The following is a 22,783-nucleotide window of genomic DNA, read 5'->3' on the forward strand; positions in this document are numbered from 1 at the left end:
CGAGAACGCCGCCGACGGATGCCGCGGCGTGGGGGTTCAGGCTGGGGGCGGTGTGCCGCGAACGCCGTCGCGGCGGGGGCTCAGAGGGACGCGAACGCCGTCGCGGAGTGGGAGGCGCTGTAGCCGAGGGCGACGGAGATCTCGTCGGCTGCCTCGATCACCTGCAGCGCGATCTCCTGGTGGGGGGCCTGCAGGTCGAGCACCGAGAGCGGTCCGCTCGCGGACAGGCCGGCGACGATCTCGCCCGCGCGGTCGCGGATGGGTGCGGCGATGCACGCCCGTCCGAAGGCGAGTTCCTCGATCTCGGTCGCGTAGCCGCGGCTGCGGGTCTCGTCGAGGGCGACCTGCATGGCGTCGCGATCGACGATGGTGTGCGGCGTGTACCGCTGCGGCGTGTTCTCGAAGTACTCGTCGACGCGCTTGGCGGGCATGCCCGACAGCAGCGCCTTGCCGAGTCCGGTTGCGTGCAGCGGTGCGGTGCGGCCAGCCATCGCGAACGACTTCGGTGCGAGCGCGCCCTCGAAGTTGCAGAGGTAGGTGAACGTGAAGCCGCTGAGCTCGGCGACGTTGACGCCGATGCCGAGCCGGTGCGCGAGGTTCTGGGCGATCTGTCGCGAGGCGCGGAAGATCGGGGAGCCGTTGAGTGCGATCGTGCCGAGGGAGACGGCGGCCGGGCCGAGCCGGTAGAGGCCCGTACGGTCGTCCTGCACGACGAACCGCATGCGGTCGAGCGCCGACATCATGCGCGACACGGTGGACTGGCCGAGTCCGGTGAGCGCGCAGAGCTCCGACACTCGGAGCTCGCCCGACTCCTCGGTGAAACAGGCGAGCAGGGACATGGCCCGTTCGACCGTCTGTGTGCCGCCGACCGATTCCGATGCCATCGGGACTCCTTCTCAATGCAGTTGCCGCGCGTCGTTGCATACCCGCTCGGGCTGCGCCATTGCCGTCAGTGTAGTGAGCGGAATCGGCCGAGGCAATCCAAATATGGGTGAGTTATGCATTTTGTGGATTTCGAATCCGCATTGTGGTTTACTGGCCGCACGTCAGCGTTGACGACTTGTGACGACGACGCACAGGGGCCCTGATGAAGGGTCGCCACCTCTCGGGAAGTGAACGCAATGCAGCAAGCCATACTCGACCGGCCCGCGACACGCGAGACGACCGAGCCGCGATCCGGGCGGCGAACGACACTGGGCGCGAAGGATCGCACCTTCGGATTCATGATCGCACTCCCCGCGGTCCTGCTCTTCCTCGTGATCGCCATCTATCCGCTCATCTCGAGCATCGGCACGAGTCTCTACGACCAGTCGCTGCTGCGCCCCGATCGCACCTTCGTCGGCTTCGACAACTACACGGCGATCTTCGGCGAGTTCATGGCGCGCCTCGGCACGACGCTCACCTTCGCGACGCTCGCGACGATCTTCCCCGTGCTCCTCGGCGTGGCCCTCGCCGTGCTCCTGAACGCACGCATCCGCGGACGCAACATCCTGCGCGGCACCCTCATGCTGCCGTGGCTCCTGCCCGGCGTCGTCGTCTCGTTCCTCTGGGCGTGGATCTTCAACGACAGCTACGGCGTGCTGAACCACCTGCTGACCATGGTGGGCCTGCCCGAGGTGAGCATGCTCGGCAACCCCACCGGGGCGATGGCGGCGGTCGTCATCGCGAAGACGTGGCACTCGTTCCCCTGGATCATGGTCGTCGCGCTCTCGGTGCTGCAAACGCTGCCGGCCGAGCAGCTCGAGGCCGCGACGATCGACGGGGCGACGCGCTCGCAGCGCTTCCGCTACATCTCGCTGCCGCACATCGTGGGCCCCGTCGCGCTCGTGGCGACCCTCGAGTTCATCTACAACTTCGGCAACTTCGACACGATCTTCGTGATGACGGGCGGCGGGCCCGGGGACTCGACCACGACGCTCGCCGTCAGCCTCTATCAACTCGCGTTCGGCAGCTACGAGCTCGGCAAGGCATCCGCAATGGGTGTGCTCTGGCTCATCCTCCTCGCGATCATCTCGAGCGCATACCTGCTGCTCAACCGACGTCTGGAGAAGCGATGAGTCACGGCCGCGACATCGGAGAGGCGATCGTTCGCCCGAGACTGTCGATCCCGGGGCGTATCGGACTCATCCTCCTCGCCCTCTTCGGGCTGCTGCCGGTCTACTGGCTGACGGCGACGGCGTTCATGAAGAAGGAGGCCGTCTTCGCGCTCGACCGGCCGCTCTTCCCGGTCGACCCGACGCTCGAGAACTTCATCGGGTTCTTCCAGAACGATCTGCTGCTGCAGAACCTCAAGAACAGTTTCATCGTCTCGACCGGCACGGCCGTGCTCGCCGTGCTCGTGGGCGCCTTCATGGCCTACTCGCTCTCGAAGTTCCGCTATTCGGGGCGCAACGCGATCATGTTCATGTTCCTCATCGGGCAGCTCATCCCGGGCGCTCTGCTGCTCATCTCGCTGTACCTGATGCTGAGCTCGGTGAACCTGCTCTACACCTACACGGCGCTCATCATCTCGTTCACCACGTTCACGTTGCCACTCGTGGTCTTCCTGCTGAAGGGCATCATCGACGGCCTGCCCGACGACATCCTCGAAGCCGCGAAGGTCGATGGGCTCTCGCGCGTCTCGACGATGTTCCAGATCGTCTTCCCGCTCATCGTGCCCGGCCTCATCACGGCGGCGATGTTCGCCTTCATGCGCGGCTGGAGCGACCTGCTCTTCGCGCTCACGCTCGCGGGGCCCGACAATCAGACGCTGCCTGCCGGCCTCACCCAGGCGTTCATCCGCGACGGCACGGCCGATTGGCCGGCACTCATGGCGGCATCCCTCATCACGTCGCTGCCGCTCTGCATCATCTTCATCCTCCTCCAGCGCTACTTCGTCTCCGGCCTCGCGTCGGGGGCGGTGAAGGGGTAGCCCGTGATCCACCGAACCGCATCGAACCCACACCCCGACGAAGGAGCAGTCCCCATGAACATCTCGACCTCGCAGCTCAGCCGCCGCGCCTTCATCGGCGGAGGCACTGCATTCGCCGCGTTCGGCGCACTCGCCCTCGCGGGCTGCGCCACCCCGGCGGCGCCGGGAGCCACTGCCGGCGCCAACGCCGCGACCAAGGCCAAGACGATCAACTTCTACGGCAACTCGCTCGGCGAGGAGGCCCTGAAGCCCGCCTGGCAGGCCGTGCTCGACGACTTCTCCGCCGAGGAGGGCGTCACGGTCTCGCCCGTCATCTACCCCTACGACCAGGCGGCGACCCAGCTCGCCCTCACCGGTCGCGCCGGCAAGCTCCTGGGCGTCGGGCAGTCGGGCGGATGGCAGGTGCTCACGCCGATGAACGTGCTCGCCGACCTCACCGACCTCGCCAAGGGGCTCGGCATCCCGCAGGGCGTGCTCGACTCCTACACGATGGACGGCAAGCTCCTCGTGATGCCGCTCACCGCCGCCGGCATCGGCATCATCACGAACGGCGAGATCGCCAAGAGCGTCGGCATCAAGTCGGGCATGACGATCGAGCAGTTCGCGACCGCGCTCGAGAAGATCAAGTCGCAGGACTCCTCCCTGATCCCGTACGCGGCGGTCACGAAGAACCCCGACCTGAAGGACGCCACGCACTGGATGTGGGGCTTCGGCAGCCCGGTCGTCACCGACGACTTCGAGTGCACGATCGGCGACAAGGAGAGCGTGAAGGCGATCACCTGGTACAAGTCGCTGCAGGATGAGGGCCTGACCCAGGCGAACGTGGCCCGCGCCGACGCGCGCATCCTGTTCGCGAGCGGCCGCGCGGCCCTTTACGACGATGCACCACTCGCCTCGACCTTCGTGAAGACCAACGGAGCCGCCCAGAACATCATCGACAACATCGGCGCGATCTCCCGGCCCACCGCCGGCGGCAAGGAGTCGTACAACCGCGCATGGGGCAGCGGCCTCTTCGCGAGTGCAGGCGAAGGCGAGCTCACGAGCCGCGACTTCATCACCTACGCGGCGACGAACGTCGAGGCCGCGACGGCCTTCTACAAGCAGTCGGCCGTGGCGCCGGCCGCGAAGTCGGTCGCCGACCAGATCCCCGAGCTGGCCGCCGACAAGTTCCAGAACGCGTTCCGCACCGAGGTCTCCGAGCATGCACGCGGCGCCGCGTGGGACCGCGTGCCCGTGACCGCGCAGATCGACACCGCGATCGGCGCGGGTGTCGCGAACATCCTCGCGGGCCAGGTCGACGTGCAGTCCGGCCTCAACTCCCTGAAGAAGGAAGTGCAGGACCTGCTCGACGCGAACGCGTGAGCACCATCGCCGGCCGCCTGCGGAGGGACCCGCAGGCGGCCGGCGTTCGGCGCGCCCCGGGGCATCCGCTCGACCCGGATGCCCCGGTCGGCTGCAGTGCTCAGGCGAAGTGGTCGTCGGGGAGCGCGAAGAAGTCGGTGGCGCCCTGCCGCGACATCCGTTCGCCGACCGCCGCAATGGGCCCGTCGAGGTGCCCGTTCGGTCGCACGGTGAGGCGCTTCGGGCCGGTGAGCGCGTGGAAGACGGCGAACTGCCCCCGCGGGTCGACGGCGGGGTCGAGCACCGCCGCTGCCACATGCACGGGGATGCGGACGCGCTGGGCCGCCACGGCGGCGTCGAAGTAGCCGAGCACGTGGCCCACCTCTGGGTGGTTGACGAGATGCCGGCGCACGGCCTCGCCGCTGCCGGTGCACTGCCGGGTGAGGCGGATCGCATGGTGCCCGAAGCTCGGCACGTCGAGCGAGGCGCGCCGGAAGCGGTCGTCCCACGGGAGCGCCATCGCGCCGATGCCGCCGCCGAAGCTGCCGCCGCTGAAGTCGAGCGCCCCGGCGACGGCGGGGGCGGCGTCGAGCAGCACGGTCGCGGCGCGCCAGACGTCGGCGGCGGCGAAGCGGTGCGAGTACGTGTCGCGGTGCGCGATGCCCGCGAGCACATGCTCGTCGGGGAGCGCCGGGAAGCGACTCGAGGTGTTCGGCGCCGTGCCCGGTGCGGCGGGGAAGATCGCGGCCGTGTCCGCGGGCACCTGGTCGGGGTCGGGCGCTGCGCGGCCGCCGTAGCCGTGTCCGATCACGAGTCCGCGGCGCACGACGGCGGCGACGCGCGGCACCATCAGGAACGCCACGGTCGGCTCAGCGGCCGAAGACGCGAACCGGATCTCCGTCACGTGGTGCGCCTCGGTGGCGTCGAGGTCGCGCACGCGCTCCCAGGCGACGGGTCCGGTGCCGAACTCCTCGAACGTGCCTCGCCAGAACTCGTCGAAGTCGGCGGGTTCCTCCGGCCGCCCTGCCGGCGTCAGCAGCGCGGTCAGCGAGTACTCGGTCAGTTCCTCTGGTCGGTTCGGGGTCACCGCGTGTTCCTCTCAGGACGAGTGCATGGTCGACGCTACCGGCGCCGCTGGCCGCATAGCCATTGACACTGTCGCATATCGCATGCATCATGTGCATCATGGATTCAACGAAGAAGCCGGAAATCAACGACGAAGCAGGGGTCGCCCACGGCCAGGGGCTGTGGAGCCGGCGTTCGGCGCTGCAGCTGCTGCTGGCCGCGGGCGTGCTTCCGGCGGTCCTCGGCGCCGATGCCGCTCCTGCCGCGGCGGACCCCGGCTTCAGCGGCGTGAACGGCTCGTATGCCGACGCCCTGCGCCGGTTGGAGAAGCCCGAGCTGTCGTTCACCCGCGTGGCCCAGCTCGTCGGGCGCAAGCACCGGATGACCTTCTTCCAGGCCAGTTGGGACGGCGGCGAGACGATCGTGCGCGATCTCGAGATCAAGCACGACGGCCGGTGGCTGTCGCTGACCGACCCCGAGCACCGCTTCGACGAGCAGTGGGTCGTGCTGGCCGGCACGCTGCCCTCGGGCAGTGCGCCCGAGCTGTACGGGCCGCTGCAGCCGGCCTGGCTGGGCTTCACCTCGTTCCGGCGACTCAGCTCGAAGGCGATCGAACTGCGCACCAGCACCGACGACGTGGAGCTCATCGTCAACTGGCGGCTCGACGGCGATCACCCCGAGGCGCACTACGTGCTGCGGGCCAAGAAGGCCGGCGACTACCTCGTCGGCTACCAGAGCCAGGACGCCAAGCAGCTCGACGACCTCGACGAGGTGCTGTGCGGGTCGTACCAGCACGCACTCTCGGTGGTCGACGGCTCGGCCCCCCTCGGCGCATGGGAGCTGTTCGCGCCGATGGCGCTCACCCAGTACTCCGTCGCCGACGTCGCCGTCACCTCGGGGGTCTACCTGCCCGCCGAGGTGGCCGAGTTCGTGCACGAGCGCCAGCTGATGTCCGATCGGCAGCCCTACGGGATGAGCCTGCGCAACGACAGCCTCGACCTCGTGCCGAGCATCTACGCGCCGCAGCCGGGGCTGCGTACCGCCATGGCGGCCGGTGATCGGCGCGGCTTCGCCTTCGGCCTGGCGGCCCGCGCCGGCACGCTCTACGAGACGTACACCGAACTGTGCCGGGGCGAGTACGGGCTGAAGGCCTACCGACGCAACGTCTACGACCGCTCGCTGACCGATGCCGTGCACGCCATGACCGAGCTCATCGCGATCGAGCCCGACGGCGACGACTCGGTCGACTACATCCCCTCGTACTCCGGCTGGTGGAACCGCGGCAAGGGCTTCGTCGATGTGGAGAACGAGGACGCGGTGCGCACCGCGGCCAGCGGCGTGCTGCTCTCGGCCCACTACCTGACCGGCACCGCCGACGGCACCCTCTACGACCGACGCGCGCGGCCGGCGATCGAGTACCAGCTGTCGCGCAAGGGGATCGGGCACTCGCCCGTCATCGGCGGCTCGGTCTACAACGACAAGACGCAGTACCGGATCGGTCGGATCCCCACCGACGCGGTGAACCTGGCGGCGCTCTCGCAACTCACCCATGGCCGCAACGCGGGAATCCAGCGGCTCGCCGTGCAGGCCACCAAGGCCGGGGTCGTCGGGCAGAGCCGAGCACCGTTCGCGACCGCACTGGCGACCTACCAGGTCACCGGGGACCCGGCCTACCTGGCCGAGGCGACGCTGATCGGCAAGCGCTACGTGCAGGAGGAGATCCTCACGCCGTACCGCGGCAACGGGCAGCCGCCCGGTGGATTCGCCTACAGCTTCTCGAAGTACTGGGTCGATCTGCTGGTGCTGTTCGAGCTCACGGGCGAGGCCGAGTTCCTCGAGGGGGCGCACCGGGAGGCGCAGCGATTCATCACCCAGACCGCGGTGCGGCCGGTGCCCGACACGACGGTCACGGTGCCCGAGGGCCATGTGGTCATGCAGCAGTACGACTGGGAGTCGCGGACCTCCCTCCCGTCGTACCCGAACACCGAGGTCGCGCCCGAGACCGTGCCCGCCTGGTACGTCTCCGCGACCGGCCTCACCTTCGAGGCGCTGTCGTCGTTCAAGCTCGGGACCAGTTCGCTGACCGATCCGGGCGGCGGCTACGTGTTCAACCCGTGCTGGGCCGGCGCCCTGCTCCGGCTGGCCCATCATGCCGGCGACCCGTTGCTGGCCGACGTCGCGCACAACATGGTCATCGGCCGGTTCACCACCTACCCCGGCTACTACAGCCGCCAATTCCAGGTCGCGCAGATGAAGCCCGACTTCGCCACGAGCGGCCCGGTCGCCATCACCGGGTACTACTTCCACCACGCACCCGCCCAGCTCGGGCTCGCGATGGACTACCTGATCAACGAGAGCTTCTACCGCAGTGCCGGCAGGATCGACTTCCCGCACGTGTTCGAGGCCGACTTCGCCTACTTCAAGTACTTCGCCTACGGCCACGCCCCCGGCACCTTCTTCGGCGAGGACGGCGTGTGGCCCTACTTCCCGGCCGGCCTGGTCTCCCTCGACAACCCGTTGGTCAACTGGATGGCAGGGGCGGGCAACGACTCCCTGTACGTCAGCCTCACCAATTCGGCGGCCGGCGCGCAGTTCGTGGTCGTCGACCTCACCGGTGAGCTGACCGGGCTGACGGGGAGCGATGCGCCGGTCGTCGAGGTCGTGGCCGCCGACGGCACTCGCACGCCGCAGACCGCCGCCGGCGGTCGCATCAAGGTGCGCGTGCCCGGACACGGGCTGGTCGCACTGGTCGTGAGGGGCGTGACGGTCGAGCGACCGGCACTGCCGTTCGACGACATCGTCGATCGCGGCCCCGACAGCTTCCACGAGGTCGACACCGATCCGGGCACCGACTACGGCCTCGCTCGTGGCGTGCTGCTGGTGCGCCCCGACCGCCCCGGCTACGACGCCTACGTGCAGATCGACACGGAGGAGCCGGCCAGGCTCAGCTACCGGATCGGCGACGGGCCAGCACAGGACGCGCCGGCGAAGGGCTACCCGTACGAGTGGACGATCCCCGTCGATTCGTCGGCCGACGCGTTCAGCTACACGATCAGCGTCGGCTCGGCGACCACCGAGGAGGCCACGCTGCGTCTGCCGAACCGCATCAGCGGAGCCGACTCCGGCGTCGCCGGAGACGTGGTCGCCCAGGCCACGAGCACGGCCGGCGACCGGGTGCCGCTCGTCATCGAGGTGCGCAACCCGACCGACGAGTCGTTCGCCGGGGACGTGGCCCTCACCCTGCCCGACGGCTGGCAGCTCGACGGCGGCGCGCCGACCGTCTCGGTCCCCGCGCAGGGTTCGGCCAGGGTCGACGCCGCGGCGATCATCTCGGCGGGCTCCGCGCCCGGCGAGGTCCGGATCGAGGCATCCGTGTCGACTGCCGACGGCGACCCGGTGGAGCTGCGGCCCGCGGCGATCGAGGTCATCGACCGGCGCCGGTTGGTCTCGCTCACCACTGACACCGCCATCGTCAGTGGCCCCGGCGAGACCGCGCGGTTGACCGCCCTGGTCATCAACACCGGCGTCACCCCCCTCCGCGCCACGCTCGCCCTCTTCGGCGCGACCGGGTGGAGCGTCGGCCAGAAGGAGGCGGTGATCGAGGTGCCCCCGCGCTCCGACCTGACGCACACCTGGACGGTGACGGCCGGATCGGCCGTGGCGCCGGGGTCGACGAACCGGTTCGAGGCGCGGCTCGACGGCACCCTCCGCCGTGGCGTGCTCGTGCGGGTCGCCGACGAGGGCGTGATCGCCCACACGCAGTCGCCCTGGCCCGGCTACCTGGAGACCGGCCTGTGGTATCCGAGCGGATTGGCCGGGTGGAACGGCACCCGGACCCGCTACAGCGACGTCGACTCGATCGGCAGCACCGTGACCTGGCAGGTGAACCTGCCCGAGGCCGGCGAGTACCGGGTCTCGGTCTGGTACCCGACGAACCCGACGACCACCACCTCGGCGGCCTACATCGTCGAGCATCAGGCTGGCAGCACCGAGGTCGTCGTGAACCAGACCGAGGGGGCGGCCGCCTGGCGGCCGCTCGGCACGTTCCGCTACGCCGCCGGCGCGGTCGGCGTGGTGCGACTGGAGGTGCGCAACGCCTCGTTCCACCGGGTCAGCGCCGCGCAGTTCGTTCGCGTCGGGAACTGACGGCGAACGCCTGCCGGCCGAGTGCGAGAGCACCGGCCGGCAGGCGTTCGGCATTGGGTGGCGCGGCGGTCGACAGGCGGCATGCAGCGCCGCACGACCGACCGGGGCTCAGAGCCAGCGGTCGCGCAGCGCGGGCTTCAGCCAGGCGGCGGGGGAGGAGATCGACAGGCCGCCGTCGACCGGGATCGTCGTGCCGGTGACGAACGACGCGGCCTCCGAAGCGAGGAAGGCCACCACGGCGGCGACCTCCTCGGGCCGGCCGATGCGGCCGAGCGGGTAGCCCTCGCTCTCGCCGGTCTCGGTCGCCGAGATGCTCCCGGGCGCGACCGCGTTGACCCGGACGCCGTGCGGGCCGTAGTCGAGCGCCAACTGCCGGACGAGGCCCTCGACGCCCGCCTTGGCAGCGGCATAGGCGGGCAGGCCGGGCGCGGCGAGGGACGCGTTGACCGACGTGACCGCGACGATCGACGAGCCGGGTGCGAGCCGCGGCAGTGCCGCGCGCGCCACGAAGAACGCCGAGTCGAGCGTCGCACCGAGGGCGCCCCGCCAATCGTCGTCGCTCGTGGCGTCGGCCCGGCCGATCGGCATGCGGGCGGCGGCGAGCACGACGACGTCGAGGCGGCCGAGCGCCTGCTCGGCGTCGGCGACGGCCTGCGCCGCGGCATCCGCTCGGCTGCAGTCGGCGGTGAGGTACCGCTCGAAGACGGGGTCGACGGATGCCTCGAGCCCCACTCCGACGACCGCGTCGCCCTGCTCGGAGAAGGCAGCGGCGATCGCGAGCCCGATGTCGGATCCGCCGCCGATCAGCAGCACGCCGCGACGGGTCACACGCGCACCGCGGTCGGCAGGGGCGGGAGGTCGAGCTCTTCGATGACGAGGTCGACGGCGGCACGGCTGCCGGCGTCGAGGCGAGCGGCCGGGTAGCGCACGGTGGCGTGGTCGATGATGCCGCGCGCGACGAGCACCTCCTTGTGCACCGCCCACGCGATGCCGCCCTGCAGGCCCACCAGCACGAGGGGGAGCATACGGCGGAACCCGGCGCGCGCCTCCTCGACGCGCCCCGCGACGAACAGTTCGAGCACCGGGGCGAGCAGGTCGGCGAACTCGCAGGCCGGCATCGTGCCGACGGCGCCGCGCGCGTACTCCTCGAGGCAGAACTGCGCGTTCTGCCCGCCGAGCACCGCGAAGTCGGCGTCGCCGATCGCCTCGACGACCGCGCCGACCTTCGGAGCGGTCGGGGGCGCCTCGATCTTCACCGAGTCGACGCCGTCGAGGCGGGCGAGTTCGGCGATGAGCGACGGGGGCATGGCGACGCCGGTCACGCCGGGGGCGTCCTGCACCATCACCGAGAGCGAGGTGGCCGCAGCGACCTCGCCGTAGAAGTCGACGAGGCTCGCAGCCGGCGGCTTCACCATGAACGGCGGCAGCACCATGAGCGCGTCGGCTCCGCCCTCCTGGGCGATGAGCGACTGCTCGATCGAGGTCGCCGTCGAGGTGCCGTTGACACCGGCGATGACGGGCACGCGACCGTCGACGACCTCGACGACGTCGGAGAGGATGGTGCGGCGTTCGGCGGCGGTGAGCGCGAAGCCCTCGCTCGCCATTCCGAAGACGGCCACGCCGTCGACGCCGGAGGCGAGCTGGAACTCGACCAGTCGTCGCAGGCTTGGGCGGTCGAGTGCGCCCGATTCGTCGAACGGGGTGGCAAGAATCGGCATCAAGCCATGGAGCTTCGGGGCCATTGGCCAGTTCCTCACTTCAGCGTCGTTGCTTCTGCCAGTCTCGCAACTGACATTCATATTGTGAGATAGCCTGCCACATATCGGGTACCTCCACCACCGAAGGATGACACGGATGTCGCGCTCCACCTCCTCACGAACCGTCGAGATCATCTCCGCCGAGCGGTACGTCCAGGCCGAATCGCCCCGATGGGACAGCCGCGACGGCGGTCTCGGATGGATCGACATGGCGACCGGCGCGTTCCATCGCGGGCGACTCGAAGGCGGAAGGGTGGTGCCGACGACCGCCGTGATCGTCGGACGGCAGATCGGCGCGCCCGTGCCGCTCGCCGAGCCCGGCGCGGGGTGGGCCGTGGCCGTCGATCAGGGGGTCGTGCACGTGGACGATGACGGCGCCGTGTCACCGATCGCCGTCGACATCGCCTCGGGTGACGACTACATGAACGACGGCGGCTGCGACCCGGCCGGGCGCTTCTGGGTGGGCAGCCAGTCGATGCCGAGGGACCCGCACTGCTCGCTCTGGAGCTTCGACGCCGACGGGGTGGCGACCGAGCGCCTCGGTGGCGTGACCGTCTCGAACGGACTCGCGTTCGATCGCACCGGCGAGACGCTGTACTACATCGACACGCTGCCGCACCGGAGCATCGAGGCATTCGACGTCGCACCCGACGGCACGCTCGGCAACCGTCGCACCGTGTGCCGGGTCGAGGGCGGCAATCCCGACGGCATGGCGATCGACCTCGAGGGCATGCTCTGGGTCGCGGTCTGGGATGCCGGCGAGGTTCGCCGCTACTCGCCGCACGGCGTGCTGCTCGAGACGATCGAGCTGCCGTCGAAGCGGCCCACGGCCGTCGCGCTCGTCGACCGGCTGCTCGTGATCACGACGGCGAGCATCGGGCTGACGGATCCGAGCGACGCCGACGGCGCGCTCCTCGGCGTCGAGGTCGAGGTCGGCGGGGCGCCGTCGCTGCCGTGGCGCGGGGCGCCGCCGCAGGCGACGCCCGCCGCTCGCTAGGCCGGCCGCGGCGGCTCGTCGCGGCAGTTCGCCCCGGCGGGCATTGCGGGGTACCCGGGCCCGCTCCGGCGACCCGGGTTGCCAATTCCGCGTCTCGGATCTAAACTGACTAGTCAGTACAAATTCCGAAGGATGCATCGTGTCGATCATCGTGCGGGCGCACGAACTCGCCCTCCACTCCAAGCGCGGCCCCGTCTACGGCCCCGTGAACCTCGTCGCCGACCGCGGCCTCACCGTGCTCCACGGCCCGGCCGGCAGCGGTCGCACCTGCCTGCTGCTCACCCTCGCCGGGCGCATGAAGCCCTCGAGCGGCACCGTGGAGGTGCTCGGGTACGAGCTGCCCCGCCGTGCCCGACCGGTGCAGCGCGCGACCGCGATCGCCGGGTTCCAGGGCATCGACACGCTCGAGGAATCGGTCACCGTCGGCGCCGCGATCCGCGAGCGCGCCGCCTGGATCTCGCCCTGGTGGGCGATCGTGCGCCGCACCGACGACGCCGAGCTCCGCCGCGTGCTCGCCCCGGTGTTCGGCGAGGTGCCGCTGCCGGCGACCGACACCCTGATCTGGGATCTCGACGAGGTGCAGACCGTGCTGCTGCGCATCGCGCTCGCGATGATGAGCGAGCCCGAGGTGCTCTTCTTCGACCAGATCGAGCAGCTGCAGTCGCCGGCGGCCCGGCGCACGCTCTGGAAGCGCCTCGACGCGATCACCCGAGCGGGCACCGCCGTCGTGGCGTCCGCCGCCGCGCCCGACACCGCCATCTGGAACGAGCTCGGCATGGCCCCGCTCGCCTTCGACCTCACCCCGCTCGCGCCCGAGGCCCCGGCAGTCGCCGACCCCGACGCCCTCGACCTCATCCTGGAGCACGCCTGATGTTCGCCTTCCTCTCCTCCGGCACCGAGCTGCGCCGCTTCCGCAAGGGCACGCTGCCCAAGATCGCGCTCGTCGTGCTCCTGTTCATCCCGCTCATCTACGGCGCCCTCTACCTCTGGGCGTTCTGGGCGCCGACCGACGAGATGAAGAACCTCCCCGTCGCCCTCGTGAACGAGGACACCGGCGCGAGCAGCGGGGGCGAGGCGATCACCGCGGGTGACGACCTCGTCGACGAGCTCACGAGCCGGAACGACCTCGATTGGCAGGTGACCGATGCCGCGGACGCCACGAGCGGCGTTGCCGACGGCGACTACTACTTCGCCGTCACGATCCCGGCCGACTTCTCGGCCAGTGCCGTCTCGGTCGGCACCGACGACCCGAAGCCCGCGACCGTCGAGGTCGACTACAACGACTCGAACAGCTTCCTCGCCTCCACGCTCGGCCAGCAGGCGATGGTCCAGTTGCGCGACACCGTTGCCGAGCAGGTCGGACGGCAGACCGCCGACGCGATGCTCATCGGCCTGAACGACGCCGGTGCGGGCATCCGCTCGGCCGCCGACGGCGCGACCACCCTCGCCGACGGCGTCAAGACGGCGAACGACGGAGCCGGGCGACTCGTCGTCGGTCTCGGCGACCTCGCGACCGGTGCCGACGCCCTCGACGCGGGCGCCGTGCAGCTCGCCGATGGCACCGGCACCCTCGCCGAGGGCCTCGAGCAGCTCGCCTCGGGCGCAGGCACGCTCTCGGCCGGGGCGACCCGGGTGTCGGATGGCGCGGCAGAACTCTCCGGCAAGGTCGACGACGCCGCGAGCGGCGCCGCCGTGCTCGCCGAGAAGGCGCACGGCCTCGCCGACGGTGCGACCGGAATCGCGACGAAGACGGGCGAGCTCGCACAGGGCACCGCCCTGCTCTCGTCGAAGATCGCGAGCCTCGAGGCCGACCTCGCGGGGGAGCAGGCGGACTCCGTCGACGTGACCGCCCGCCTCGCCGAGATCCAGGCGATCGCCGTCGGCATCGACGGCGCCGCGCAGACCGCGCTGCCGACCGTGCAGGGATACGCGGGGCTCAGCGGCCAGTACGCCGGGGCCGTCGACCAGCTCTCGGCCGGGCTCAACGCCGGGTCGCCGAAGGCCGCCGAACTCGCGGCCGGCGCCGCCCAGGTGAGCGACGGAGCGTCGACCCTCTCGGCCAAGTCGGGCGAAGCGGCATCCGGTGCCCAGACCATCGCGAGCGGCGCCGCCGCCCTCAGCTCCGGCACCGACGACCTCGTGAGCGGCACCGGCCAACTCGCCGACGGCGGCACCGCGCTCGCCTCGGGCGCCACGAAGCTCGCCGACGGCAGCCGCACGCTCGCCGACAAGCTCGACGAGGGTGCAAGCGCTGCGCCGCAGCTCAGCTCCGCCGACATCGACGCGAAGGCCGCGGTCTCCGCCGCTCCCGTGCAGCTCGAGCAGAGCTGGCAGAACGAGTCGAAGAGCTTCGGCGAGGGATTCGCCCCGTTCTTCATCGCGCTCGCGACCTTCGTCGGCGGGCTCATCACGTGGCTCATCCTGCGCGCCCTGCCGACCCGGGCGCTCGCGGCCTCGGCGAGCGGCCTCCGCGCCGTGATGACCGGGTTCCTCCCCGCCATGGCGATCGGTCTCGGCCAGGTCGTGATCATGGTGCTCGTGCTGGTCTACGGCATCGGCCTCGAGCCGGCGTACTGGCTCGGCACCTCGGCGTTCATCTACCTCGTGACGCTCGCCTTCCTCGCCCTGCAGCAGATGTTCATCATCGTGCTCGGCACCGCGGCGGGCCGAGTGGTGAGCCTCGTGCTGCTCATGCTGCAGCTCAGCTCCTCGGGCGGCACGTACCCCGTCGAGACGACGCCCGAGTTCTTCCAGTGGCTGCATCCGTTCATGCCCGCCTCCTACGTGGTGAGCGGCCTGCGCGAGCTCATCACCGGCGGCGTGGACTCTAGACTGTGGCTCTCGGTGCTCGTGATGGCCGGCATCCTCGTGGGCTCGCTCGCGATCAGCGCCTGGAGCGCCGGCAAGCAGCGCATGTGGAGCGTCAGCCGGCTCCACCCCGAACTGGCGATCTAGCCGGCCCGGGTCGGCCGGCCCTGCGCCGCGGCCGCACAGCTCGAGCGACGAACGACGAGGAGACACCATGGCACGCGCGAACACCACGAAGCGCGCCATCCTCGACGCCGCGCTCGAGCTGGCGGCCACGAAGGGCATCACCGGCACGACCATGGACGAGGTCGCCGAACTCGCCGGGGTCGCCAAGGGCAGCCTCTACTACAACTTCAGCTCGAAGGACCAGCTCTTCGAGGCGATGCTGCAGGAGGGCGTCGGCGCGCTCGCCGAGTCCCTCCGCAGCGCGAAGGGCGAGCTGCGCGGGTGGGACGCGGTCGATGCGCTCGTCATCCGGCTGCTGGACATCGTCGCCGGCAACGCCGCGCTCGCGAGGCTCATGGCGTCGGAGATCTTCCGCACCGACCGTGCCTGGCAGCAGACGCTGTTCGCGCTGCGGCACGAAGCGCTCGCCGTGTTCGCCGAGGCGATCGACGAGACCGATGCCGCGGCCGGACGCAGCAGCATCATGGCGTCGGGCGTGTTCGGGGCGGTGCTCATGTCGGGGCTCGAGTGGCTCGTGTTCGAGCCCGAGCGAAGCCGCGACGAGGTCGCCGCCGCGATCCTCGCGACGCTCCGCGTGCGCTGAGCTCGCGCCGCGCGCCGCGCGCCTCTCGCGCCTCTCGCGCCTCGCGCCTCGCGCCTCGCGCGCCCGAGTACCCGATGAGCAGCGGAGTGCCGCGGCATCCGTTCGCGATCGGTACTCCCGTGCACATCGGGTACTCGGGTGCATGAAAGGCGTCGGCGTCAGGCGCTCTCGGTGCCCTTCAGCTCGACGCTGATCTGCTCGGCGTCGAGGTCTTCGAGGGCGGCGCTGAGCGCCGCGGCGCTGAACGTGCCGTCGTCGCGCGCATCGAGCAGGGCGTTGCGCTCGGCCTCGATCATGCGGAGGCGGAGCAGGCGCACCTGCTCGGGGTCGATCCGGCGGTCGGATGCCGCGGGGGAGACCTTGGCGGCGGCGCTCGCGTCGCCCGGGGCATCAGCGTCGCCCGGGGCATCCGTCTCGTTCGATTCATCCGACTCGCTCGAGCCCTCGGCGTTCGAGAGTTGCCAGGCGGCGCGCATGCGCTCGGCCATCGCACGCACCGCGGGGTCGTCGTCGTTCGCCATCTCGGCCATCGCGGCGGAGCGCAGCACGTGCTCGAGTTCGCGTCGCTCCGCGCGACTCTCGCCGGGGTCGCGAGCGGGCAGCAGCCGATGCACGAGCCACGGCAGCGTGCCGCCCTGCACGAGCAGGGAGCCGACCGCGACGACGAACGCGATCAGGACGAGCAGTGAGCGACTGGGGGTTTCCGACGGCAGGGTCTGCGCGGCGGCGAGCGTCACGACGCCGCGCATTCCCGCCCACACCACGATCGTTCCCTCGCGCCAGCCGAGCGGCTGGGCGAGCAGGTAGTCGATGTCGGCGACCCGCCGCCGCCACATCGTGCGGAATCGTTCGGTCCTCGCCGCAGAGGGTTGGGGAGCACGCCGGTCGGCCCCGAGCGAGGCCCGATGCTCGAGGTGCTTCGTCTCGATGGCGGCGCGCCCGCGCTCTCGACCGAGACCCGGCCCGCGCTCGAGGCTCGCCGCGCCTGCGGCCGCCCGGTCGGCGATGACGCCCTTGATGGTGGCGGCGCGGCTCGCCCGGCGAGAGAGTGCGGCGAGCAGCGGGGCGACGAATGCGGCGCGGATCAGCACCGTCGCCGTCAATGCGATCGCCGCGAGCCCGACGGCGAACCAGGCGCCTTCGTGGGCCGCCTCCACATCGGCGACGATCGCCGTGAGCTCGAGCCCCATCACGAGGAACACCGCGCCCTCGAGCACGAGCTCGACCGTGCGCCAGTTCTGGGCGTCCGACAGGCGATGCTGCGGGCTGAGGAAACGCGCCGCCCCGCGACCGGTGACGAGCCCCGCGACCACGGCGGCGACGAGGCCCGAAGCGCCGAGGTGCTCGGCCGGGATCGCGGCGAGGAACGGCATCGTGAACGAGATCACCGTGTTGACCGTCGGGTTGACGATGCGCGCACGCACCCGCAGGTTGACCCAGCCGACGGCGACGCCGATGACGGCGGCGATGACGATCGAGTACACGAACGAGCCGGCGACGCCCCAGATCGAGACGGATGCCGCGGCGCCCGCGATCGCCGCCCGCAGCAGCACCAGCGCGCTGGCGTCGTTGAGCAGGCTCTCGCCCTCGAGCATCGCGACCACTCGCGGCGAGACGCCGAGGCGTTTCACGATCGACGTCGCGACCGCGTCGGTCGGGCTCACGATCGCGCCGAGGGCGATGCCCCACGCGATGCCGAGGCCGGGGATCAGCCATGCGAACAGCAGCCCGAGCAGCACCGCGGTGATGACCACGAGCACGATCGAGAGCCCGCTGATCGCGCCGAAGTCGCGGCGGAACTCCATCGCCGGCATCGAGACCGCGGCCGAGTAGAGGAGCGGCGGCAGCACCCCAGCGAGGATCCACTCGGGGTCGATCTCGAACGACGGCACCGCCGGCAGCAGCCCAACGCCGAGGCCGACGAGCACGAGCAGCAGCGGCGCGGCGACGCCGAGCTTCGGCGCCACCGCTGTGGCGGCCGCGATGGCGAGCAGCGCGAGCACGCCCGCGAGGAGCAGGTCCATGAGAGCATTCTGCCGCGACAGCGGTCGCCGCCGCTCGGGCGGAGCGGAGCGGCGTGACCCGGAGGCCCGTGGCGGCCTAGTGCTGCCTGCGCATCTCGCGTACCCCGAGGACCACGAAGACGACGGCGACCACGAGGGCGATACCGGCGACGCCGAACGGCCCGATCGATCCGAGCAGGGCCGAGAAGCCGGCGCGGCGGCCCGAAGATCCGTCGGCGACCTCATCCCAGAGCGGGGTGAAGTACGCCACGGCGATCGCGAGGGCGATCGCGCCGCCGCCGAACCATCCCCACGGTGTCTCGCGCTCCTCGTCGGGCGCGGCCGATGAGTCGGACTCGGGAGCCGCGGGCGGCGCCTGCGGCTCGTTCGGGGTCACGGACGCCACAGCGCACCGCCTTCGTCGAGGTTCGAGGAACCGACGTACACCCCGGTGACGCCGTTGTCGCCGTCGGAGGAGAGCGGGAAGCATCCGGAGACCGTCTCGCCGGCCGCGAGCGCCTCGACGATCTCGGTCGGGCTGCCGCCGCTCGGGCCGTTGCACTCCTCCATGCCGGTGAACGTCGTGTCGAGGTAGTCGCCGTTCGCGAGTTCGGAGTAGATGCCCGAGAACAGGATGTTGAGGCTCGCAGGGTCGTCGACCGCGTCGCCCGTGTAGCGGAAGTCGATGTCGGCGAACCAGATCTCGTCGCCGCCGGCGTACGCCTCGGAGATCTCCGCGGGCGCAGCTTCGAGCGAGGTCACCGAGACCTCGACCGGCAGCTTCGCCTCGCCGGCGGTGAGGTCGAAGCTCGCGGACTCGCCGATCTGCTTCGTCTCGGGTCCGGAGCTCGAGCATCCGCTGAGCATCATCGTCACCGCAGCACCGGCTGCCGCGAATGCCATCAGGGTCGGCTTGGTCGCCATTCGTGTCTCTCCTCTGCACACAGCCGCGAACGCGGCGGACCCATCCTGTGGTGCGCGGAGGGTGCGTCGGGAGTTTCCCGAACGAGCCCGAACGACCGGCGCGATCCGCTCAGCCGACCGGCGCGATCCGCTCAGCCGACCAGCGCGATCCGCTCAGCCGACCGGCGCTGGTCCGCTCAGCCGACCAGCGCGACGCGTTCGCGGAGTCGCGGGGTGCGCACATGGCCGATCGATTCGAGGAGATCGAGCGCGCGTCGGGCCGCGACCCCGGCGGCAGCAGGATCGCCGGCCGACTCGAGCACCGCCGAGTGCACTGCGAGCGACCTCGCCAGTTCCAGTGGATCGCCGATGGCTTCGGCGACCGACTGCGCTGCGGTCGCCCGCCTGCCCGCGAGGCCGAACTCGCCGGTGGCGACGGCGATCTCCCCGAGCGTGTTCAGCGCGTCGGCCTCGACGAGCGGCCAACCGACCTCCCGCGCCTCGCGGAGCGCTCGCTCGCCGGCCACCGAGGCGTCGTCGAAGCGCCCGCGCGCCAGCTGCACGTGGGCGTCGAGCACGTCGAGCTCGGGCTCGACCTCGATGCCCTCCGAGCCGTCGAGCATCGCGCGACACTGGGCGATCGTCGCCGCGGCTTCGTCGATCTCGCCGGCCGCGACCAGGATGCCGGTGCGCACGACCCGGAGGTACGACGCGGAGAAGCCCGTGGTGCCGTGCCGGATGAGTCCGTCGATGTCGGCGAGGGCCTCAGCGGTGCGTCCGATCGCCCCCCGGAACATCGCCCGATTCGAGCGGATGATCGCGAGGTTGACCTCGTCGCCGGCCGACTCGCTGATCTGCCGAGCGTGCTCGTACCCGGATGCGGCCTCGGTCGACCTGCCGCGCAACCGCGAGAGGTCGGCGAGGTTGCCGATCGCCCGCCCCTCGGTGATGCCGTTGCCCGCCGCCGAGGCTCGTTCGCCCGCTGTGCGGTACGCCTCCTCGGCGAGGTCGTAGCGGCCGAGCATGCGATGCACGTTGCCGATGATGTTCCAGCGACGCCCGGGCATCGCCTCGGTGCCGATGCGTTCGGCCCGGTGCAGGGCCGCGAGGGCTGCGTCGACGTCGCCGAGGCGCTCGGATGCCCGGGCGAGCAACTCGGCGATGTCGCCGCGCTCATCGGGTTCGGCCGAGGCATCCGCTCGCACCAGGAGGTCGTGCGCCTCGGCCCAGTAGCCGGCGTCGCCGAGCTGTTCGGCGAAGCGCTGCGCGAGGCGGACGAGCTCGGAGCGGAGGCCGAGCTCGTCGGCGAGCAGCGCCGCGGCATGGAGTTGACCCACCCCGACCCGGTCGAGCTGCGAGCGCTCGGCGACGACCGCCACGAAGGTCCGGCCGAACTCGCGGCGAACCGAGAGCGGATCGGTGTCGAGTGCGAGGCGCCGGGCGAAGGCTCGCACGGTGTCGTGCATGCTGATCAGCCCCGATTCGGACTCCACGAGGTGCAGCGAGGTGAGGCGGGCGATGCCCGCGCCGGGCGCGAGGTGCCCGATGATGTCGCGGTGGATCGGTGCCGAGAGCAGCCCGAGCGAGCGGAACAGCGCCATCGCGTCGTCGTCGAGGGTGGCCACCGTCGACCGGAGGAACGGGCGCACTCGCTCGTCGGCATCGCCGCTCTCGAACCGTTCGGCCACGTCGTCGAGGCTCCACCGCGGATTGTCGCGCACGAAGCGGGCGATGACGGAGAGGTCGAGTCGGATCCCTCCCGAGGCTCGCGCCAGGCGAGCGATCGCGTCGTGACCTCCGGGGGTGATGCGATCGCCGAGTTCCCGCTCGAGCGAGGCGATCGCCTGCTCGCTCGTGAGCGGCTCGACGACCAGGCGCCGTACCCGCGGCGGCGCCGAGCGGTCTGCGGACCCAGCGCGCCCGCGTTCGATCTCGGCCTCGAGGTCGTCGAGCATCGCGCGCGACGTGACGAGGATCTGCGCGCCCGGGGTGCCGATCAGGAGCGGCGCCACGGCTGACGCCGCTGCCGCGTCCTCGAGGAGCAGCAGAGTGGGGCGGCGGGCGCACGCCTCGGCGATGCGCCGCCGGAGGATGGCGCCGCCGGCCCGGTGCTCGGTACGGGCGCCGAGCGCGCGGGCGATGCCGCGGAGCGCCTCTTCGGCGGCCACGGGTGCTTGCACGCTGTCGTAGCCGCGGAGCTCGACCCTCAGGGCGAGGTCGACCCGGCCCGCGGCGCGCTCGCCCTCGGCCAACCGCCGGGCGAGCACACTCTTGCCCACGCCCGGCAGGCCGGTGATGACGAGCACCGTGCCGGGAGCGACGGCGGGGGTCGACGGAGGAGCGTCCGACGACGCCGGAGGCACTGCACGGCCGGCGCCCAGCTCGCTCACGACGACGTGATCGCCGAGGGTGGCACCGGCCAAGCGGAGTGCGAGCCGCCGCCAGGCCTCGGCCGGACCGGCGGGCACCCCGAGCGCGAGCACGATGTCGCCGACGAGATCGGCGTCGATCCGTCTCCGGTCGGGTCGGAAGCAGTCGTAGACGGTCACCCGGCCGGGCGCGGCGCCCGACCCTCGTCGCTCGCGCAGCACAGTGACCCGCCGGGTGAGCTCGGCGAAGCTCGGTGCCCCCTGATCGAGGCGGAGCCGCCCGAGCGCGCGGGCGAACGCGGCGTAGCCGTCGAGGTCCGGCGGCGGACCGAGAGCGGCATGGGCTGCAGGGCTTCGTGACGGTCCGTTCACAGCCGTTCCTCTGCATGTTCGAGCGATCCGGGCGTCGTGCAGGTCATCGCCCGTGCGGTTCCACCACCCTATCGAGCGGGTCGCCACCGAGCTGGACTAGTGTCGGATGCCGCTGCTCCCGCCACTCGAGAACGGAATCCACCATGGCCTGGCTGTTCCTCACCCTCGCGATCGTCTTCGAGGTCGCGGCCACGAGCTTCATCGGCAAGACCGAGGGCTTCACGAAGCCGTGGTGGACGGTGGGCGTGCTCGCCGCCTACGGGGTGTCGTTCGCGATGCTCGCACAGGCGGTGCGCGAGCTCGAGATCGGCATGGTCTACGCGATCTGGTCGGGTGTCGGCACCGCGGTGATCGCGACGATCGGGGTGCTGTTCCTCGGCGAGAGCCTCACGATGCCGAAGCTCTTCGGCATCGGGCTGATCATCGCCGGCGTGATCGTGCTCAACGTCTTCGCCGCGCCGGCCGCGCACGCCTGATCGGGCCGCCCGCCGCCGACCGACCTCCACCATGCGGTGGATCCGCTGCCCCGCGGCATCCGACAGGCTGGACGGATGGACCTGGACATACTGAGCGGGGCCGCCCTCACCGGCCCCGCACTCCTCGGCGCGCTCGCGCTGCTGGCGCTCGTCGACTCGACGAGCTTCGGCACCCTGCTCATTCCGACCTGGCTGCTGCTCGCGCCCGGACGGCTGCGTCCCGGCCGCATCCTCATCTACCTCGCGACGGTGGCCGGCTTCTACCTCCTGGTCGGCGTCCTGCTGCTGACGGTCGCGGCCACCGCCATGCCCCAGCTCATGACCTTGGCCGCGACGCCCGGGTTCCTCTGGGCGCAGCTCGTCGTCGGTGCGGCACTGCTCATCGGCTCCTTCTTCATCGGAGGCAAGCGCAAGCAGACGGGTCCCGGCCGCTTCGCGCGCTGGCGCGAGCGCGCCGTGACCGACGTCGCCGACGAGCGTGGCACGCTGCTGCCGCTCATGGGCCTCGCCGTGGCGGCCGCTGCAGTCGAGGTCGCGTCGATGCTGCCCTATCTGGTCGGCATCGGGCTGCTCTCGACGTCGGAGTTCGACGCCGGCACCCGGTTCCTGGTGCTCGCGGGCTACTGCGTCGTCATGGTGCTGCCCGCGCTCGCGCTGCTCGGCCTCAGGCTCGTCGCGGCCCGGCCGATGGAGCGGCCGCTCGCGCGGCTCGGCGCCTGGATGGAGAAGAACGCCGCGGAGACGACGGGCTGGATCGTCGGCATCATCGGGTTCCTGCTCGCGCGGGCGGCGGCCGTCGAACTGAACCTGTTCGACGGGCTCCTGTAAGCGCCCGAGACGACGGAACGCGCGCACCGACCGGTCGG

Annotated in this window: 18 protein-coding genes; 10 read left to right on the forward strand and 8 right to left on the reverse strand. The window is 71.2% G+C overall.

Features of this window, described 5'->3' with window-relative positions:
• Positions 1-80 precede the first annotated feature (80 nt).
• Positions 81-884 (reverse strand): IclR family transcriptional regulator, encoded by an 804-nt coding sequence (locus tag BJY17_RS12685; RefSeq protein ID WP_179551660.1) that lies wholly within the window; start codon positions 882-884, stop codon positions 81-83.
• A 339-nt stretch (positions 885-1,223) separates the two neighbouring features.
• On the opposite strand from BJY17_RS12685, the gene BJY17_RS12690 reads away from it, so the two are divergent.
• From BJY17_RS12690 to BJY17_RS12700, 3 genes are read left to right on the forward strand one after another with little or no spacing between them, the layout of a single operon-like run.
• Entirely contained in the window at positions 1,224-2,057 is an 834-nt protein-coding gene (locus BJY17_RS12690; protein ID WP_246303728.1) for a carbohydrate ABC transporter permease, read from the forward strand.
• Positions 2,054-2,911, forward strand: a complete 858-nt coding sequence (locus tag BJY17_RS12695; RefSeq protein ID WP_179551662.1) for a carbohydrate ABC transporter permease — start codon at positions 2,054-2,056, stop codon at positions 2,909-2,911. The genes BJY17_RS12690 and BJY17_RS12695 overlap by 4 nt, the downstream gene beginning before the upstream one ends.
• 54 nt (positions 2,912-2,965) lie before the next feature.
• Positions 2,966-4,273 carry an extracellular solute-binding protein gene (locus BJY17_RS12700; protein ID WP_179551663.1) on the forward strand — a complete coding sequence of 436 codons (1,308 nt, stop codon included), beginning with the start codon at positions 2,966-2,968 and terminating at the stop codon, positions 4,271-4,273.
• A 100-nt stretch (positions 4,274-4,373) separates the two neighbouring features.
• Here BJY17_RS12700 and BJY17_RS12705 read toward each other — a convergent pair whose 3' ends face one another.
• A complete protein-coding gene (locus BJY17_RS12705; protein ID WP_179551664.1) occupies positions 4,374-5,339 on the reverse strand; it encodes an acetylxylan esterase in 966 nt (321 codons plus the stop codon).
• A 98-nt stretch (positions 5,340-5,437) separates the two neighbouring features.
• On the opposite strand from BJY17_RS12705, the gene BJY17_RS12710 reads away from it, so the two are divergent.
• Positions 5,438-9,463: a golvesin C-terminal-like domain-containing protein gene (locus BJY17_RS12710; protein ID WP_179551665.1), complete on the forward strand. Its 4,026-nt coding sequence runs from the start codon at positions 5,438-5,440 to the stop codon at positions 9,461-9,463.
• 108 nt (positions 9,464-9,571) lie between these two features.
• Here BJY17_RS12710 and BJY17_RS12715 read toward each other — a convergent pair whose 3' ends face one another.
• Entirely contained in the window at positions 9,572-10,291 is a 720-nt protein-coding gene (locus tag BJY17_RS12715) for an SDR family NAD(P)-dependent oxidoreductase (protein WP_179551666.1), read from the reverse strand.
• Positions 10,288-11,181, reverse strand: a complete 894-nt coding sequence (locus BJY17_RS12720; RefSeq protein WP_246303729.1) for a dihydrodipicolinate synthase family protein — start codon at positions 11,179-11,181, stop codon at positions 10,288-10,290. The genes BJY17_RS12715 and BJY17_RS12720 overlap by 4 nt, the downstream gene beginning before the upstream one ends.
• A 136-nt stretch (positions 11,182-11,317) precedes the next feature.
• Between BJY17_RS12720 and BJY17_RS12725 the strand changes: the two genes are divergently transcribed.
• The 4 genes from BJY17_RS12725 to BJY17_RS12740 all read left to right on the forward strand — a co-directional run bounded on the left by BJY17_RS12725 (position 11,318) and on the right by BJY17_RS12740 (position 15,794).
• The gene (locus tag BJY17_RS12725; protein ID WP_179551668.1) at positions 11,318-12,217 is read left to right on the forward strand and encodes an SMP-30/gluconolactonase/LRE family protein; all 900 of its coding nucleotides are present in this window, start codon (positions 11,318-11,320) and stop codon (positions 12,215-12,217) included.
• Positions 12,218-12,356: 139 nt separating this feature from the next.
• Positions 12,357-13,088 (forward strand): ATP-binding cassette domain-containing protein, encoded by a 732-nt coding sequence (locus BJY17_RS12730; RefSeq protein WP_179551669.1) that lies wholly within the window; start codon positions 12,357-12,359, stop codon positions 13,086-13,088.
• Positions 13,088-15,172, forward strand: a complete 2,085-nt coding sequence (locus BJY17_RS12735) for a YhgE/Pip family protein (protein ID WP_179551670.1) — start codon at positions 13,088-13,090, stop codon at positions 15,170-15,172. Before BJY17_RS12730 ends, BJY17_RS12735 begins: the two co-directional genes overlap by 1 nt.
• Positions 15,173-15,239: 67 nt before the next feature.
• Complete coding sequence (locus tag BJY17_RS12740; protein ID WP_179551671.1) at positions 15,240-15,794, forward strand: TetR/AcrR family transcriptional regulator; 555 nt, start codon at positions 15,240-15,242, stop codon at positions 15,792-15,794.
• A 158-nt stretch (positions 15,795-15,952) separates the two neighbouring features.
• On the opposite strand, the gene BJY17_RS12745 is transcribed toward BJY17_RS12740, so the two are convergent.
• From BJY17_RS12745 to BJY17_RS12760, 4 genes are all read right to left on the reverse strand, one after another.
• A complete protein-coding gene (locus tag BJY17_RS12745; protein ID WP_179551672.1) occupies positions 15,953-17,818 on the reverse strand; it encodes a cation:proton antiporter in 1,866 nt (621 codons plus the stop codon).
• 76 nt (positions 17,819-17,894) lie between these two features.
• Positions 17,895-18,203: a hypothetical protein gene (locus BJY17_RS12750; RefSeq protein ID WP_179551673.1), complete on the reverse strand. Its 309-nt coding sequence runs from the start codon at positions 18,201-18,203 to the stop codon at positions 17,895-17,897.
• Entirely contained in the window at positions 18,191-18,721 is a 531-nt protein-coding gene (locus tag BJY17_RS12755) for a hypothetical protein (RefSeq protein ID WP_179551674.1), read from the reverse strand. The genes BJY17_RS12750 and BJY17_RS12755 overlap by 13 nt, the downstream gene beginning before the upstream one ends.
• Before the next feature lie 176 nt (positions 18,722-18,897).
• Positions 18,898-21,441, reverse strand: a complete 2,544-nt coding sequence (locus tag BJY17_RS12760) for an AAA family ATPase (RefSeq protein WP_179551675.1) — start codon at positions 21,439-21,441, stop codon at positions 18,898-18,900.
• 143 nt (positions 21,442-21,584) lie between these two features.
• Between BJY17_RS12760 and BJY17_RS12765 the strand changes: the two genes are divergently transcribed.
• Positions 21,585-21,917 carry a DMT family transporter gene (locus BJY17_RS12765; protein ID WP_179551676.1) on the forward strand — a complete coding sequence of 111 codons (333 nt, stop codon included), beginning with the start codon at positions 21,585-21,587 and terminating at the stop codon, positions 21,915-21,917.
• 75 nt (positions 21,918-21,992) lie between these two features.
• Entirely contained in the window at positions 21,993-22,745 is a 753-nt protein-coding gene (locus tag BJY17_RS12770; protein ID WP_179551677.1) for a GAP family protein, read from the forward strand.
• Positions 22,746-22,783: the final 38 nt, after the last annotated feature.

It is taken from the genome of Agromyces hippuratus (assembly GCF_013410355.1).
Lineage (GTDB): Bacteria > Actinomycetota > Actinomycetes > Actinomycetales > Microbacteriaceae > Agromyces > Agromyces hippuratus.

Excerpts from the sequence above, each read along its gene's own strand:
- BJY17_RS12710 (WP_179551665.1), top strand. The coding sequence starts at position 5,438 with ATGGATTCAACGAAGAAGCCGGAAATCAACGACGAAGCAGGGGTCGCC.
- BJY17_RS12685 (WP_179551660.1), bottom strand. The coding sequence starts at position 884 with ATGGCATCGGAATCGGTCGGCGGCACACAGACGGTCGAACGGGCCATG.
- BJY17_RS12725 (WP_179551668.1), top strand. The coding sequence starts at position 11,318 with ATGTCGCGCTCCACCTCCTCACGAACCGTCGAGATCATCTCCGCCGAG.
- BJY17_RS12695 (WP_179551662.1), top strand. The coding sequence starts at position 2,054 with ATGAGTCACGGCCGCGACATCGGAGAGGCGATCGTTCGCCCGAGACTG.
- BJY17_RS12755 (WP_179551674.1), bottom strand. The coding sequence starts at position 18,721 with ATGGCGACCAAGCCGACCCTGATGGCATTCGCGGCAGCCGGTGCTGCG.
- BJY17_RS12770 (WP_179551677.1), top strand. The coding sequence starts at position 21,993 with ATGGACCTGGACATACTGAGCGGGGCCGCCCTCACCGGCCCCGCACTC.
- BJY17_RS12690 (WP_246303728.1), top strand. The coding sequence starts at position 1,224 with ATGATCGCACTCCCCGCGGTCCTGCTCTTCCTCGTGATCGCCATCTAT.
- BJY17_RS12765 (WP_179551676.1), top strand. The coding sequence starts at position 21,585 with ATGGCCTGGCTGTTCCTCACCCTCGCGATCGTCTTCGAGGTCGCGGCC.
- BJY17_RS12740 (WP_179551671.1), top strand. The coding sequence starts at position 15,240 with ATGGCACGCGCGAACACCACGAAGCGCGCCATCCTCGACGCCGCGCTC.
- BJY17_RS12735 (WP_179551670.1), top strand. The coding sequence starts at position 13,088 with ATGTTCGCCTTCCTCTCCTCCGGCACCGAGCTGCGCCGCTTCCGCAAG.
- BJY17_RS12745 (WP_179551672.1), bottom strand. The coding sequence starts at position 17,818 with ATGGACCTGCTCCTCGCGGGCGTGCTCGCGCTGCTCGCCATCGCGGCC.
- BJY17_RS12700 (WP_179551663.1), top strand. The coding sequence starts at position 2,966 with ATGAACATCTCGACCTCGCAGCTCAGCCGCCGCGCCTTCATCGGCGGA.
- BJY17_RS12720 (WP_246303729.1), bottom strand. The coding sequence starts at position 11,181 with ATGCCGATTCTTGCCACCCCGTTCGACGAATCGGGCGCACTCGACCGC.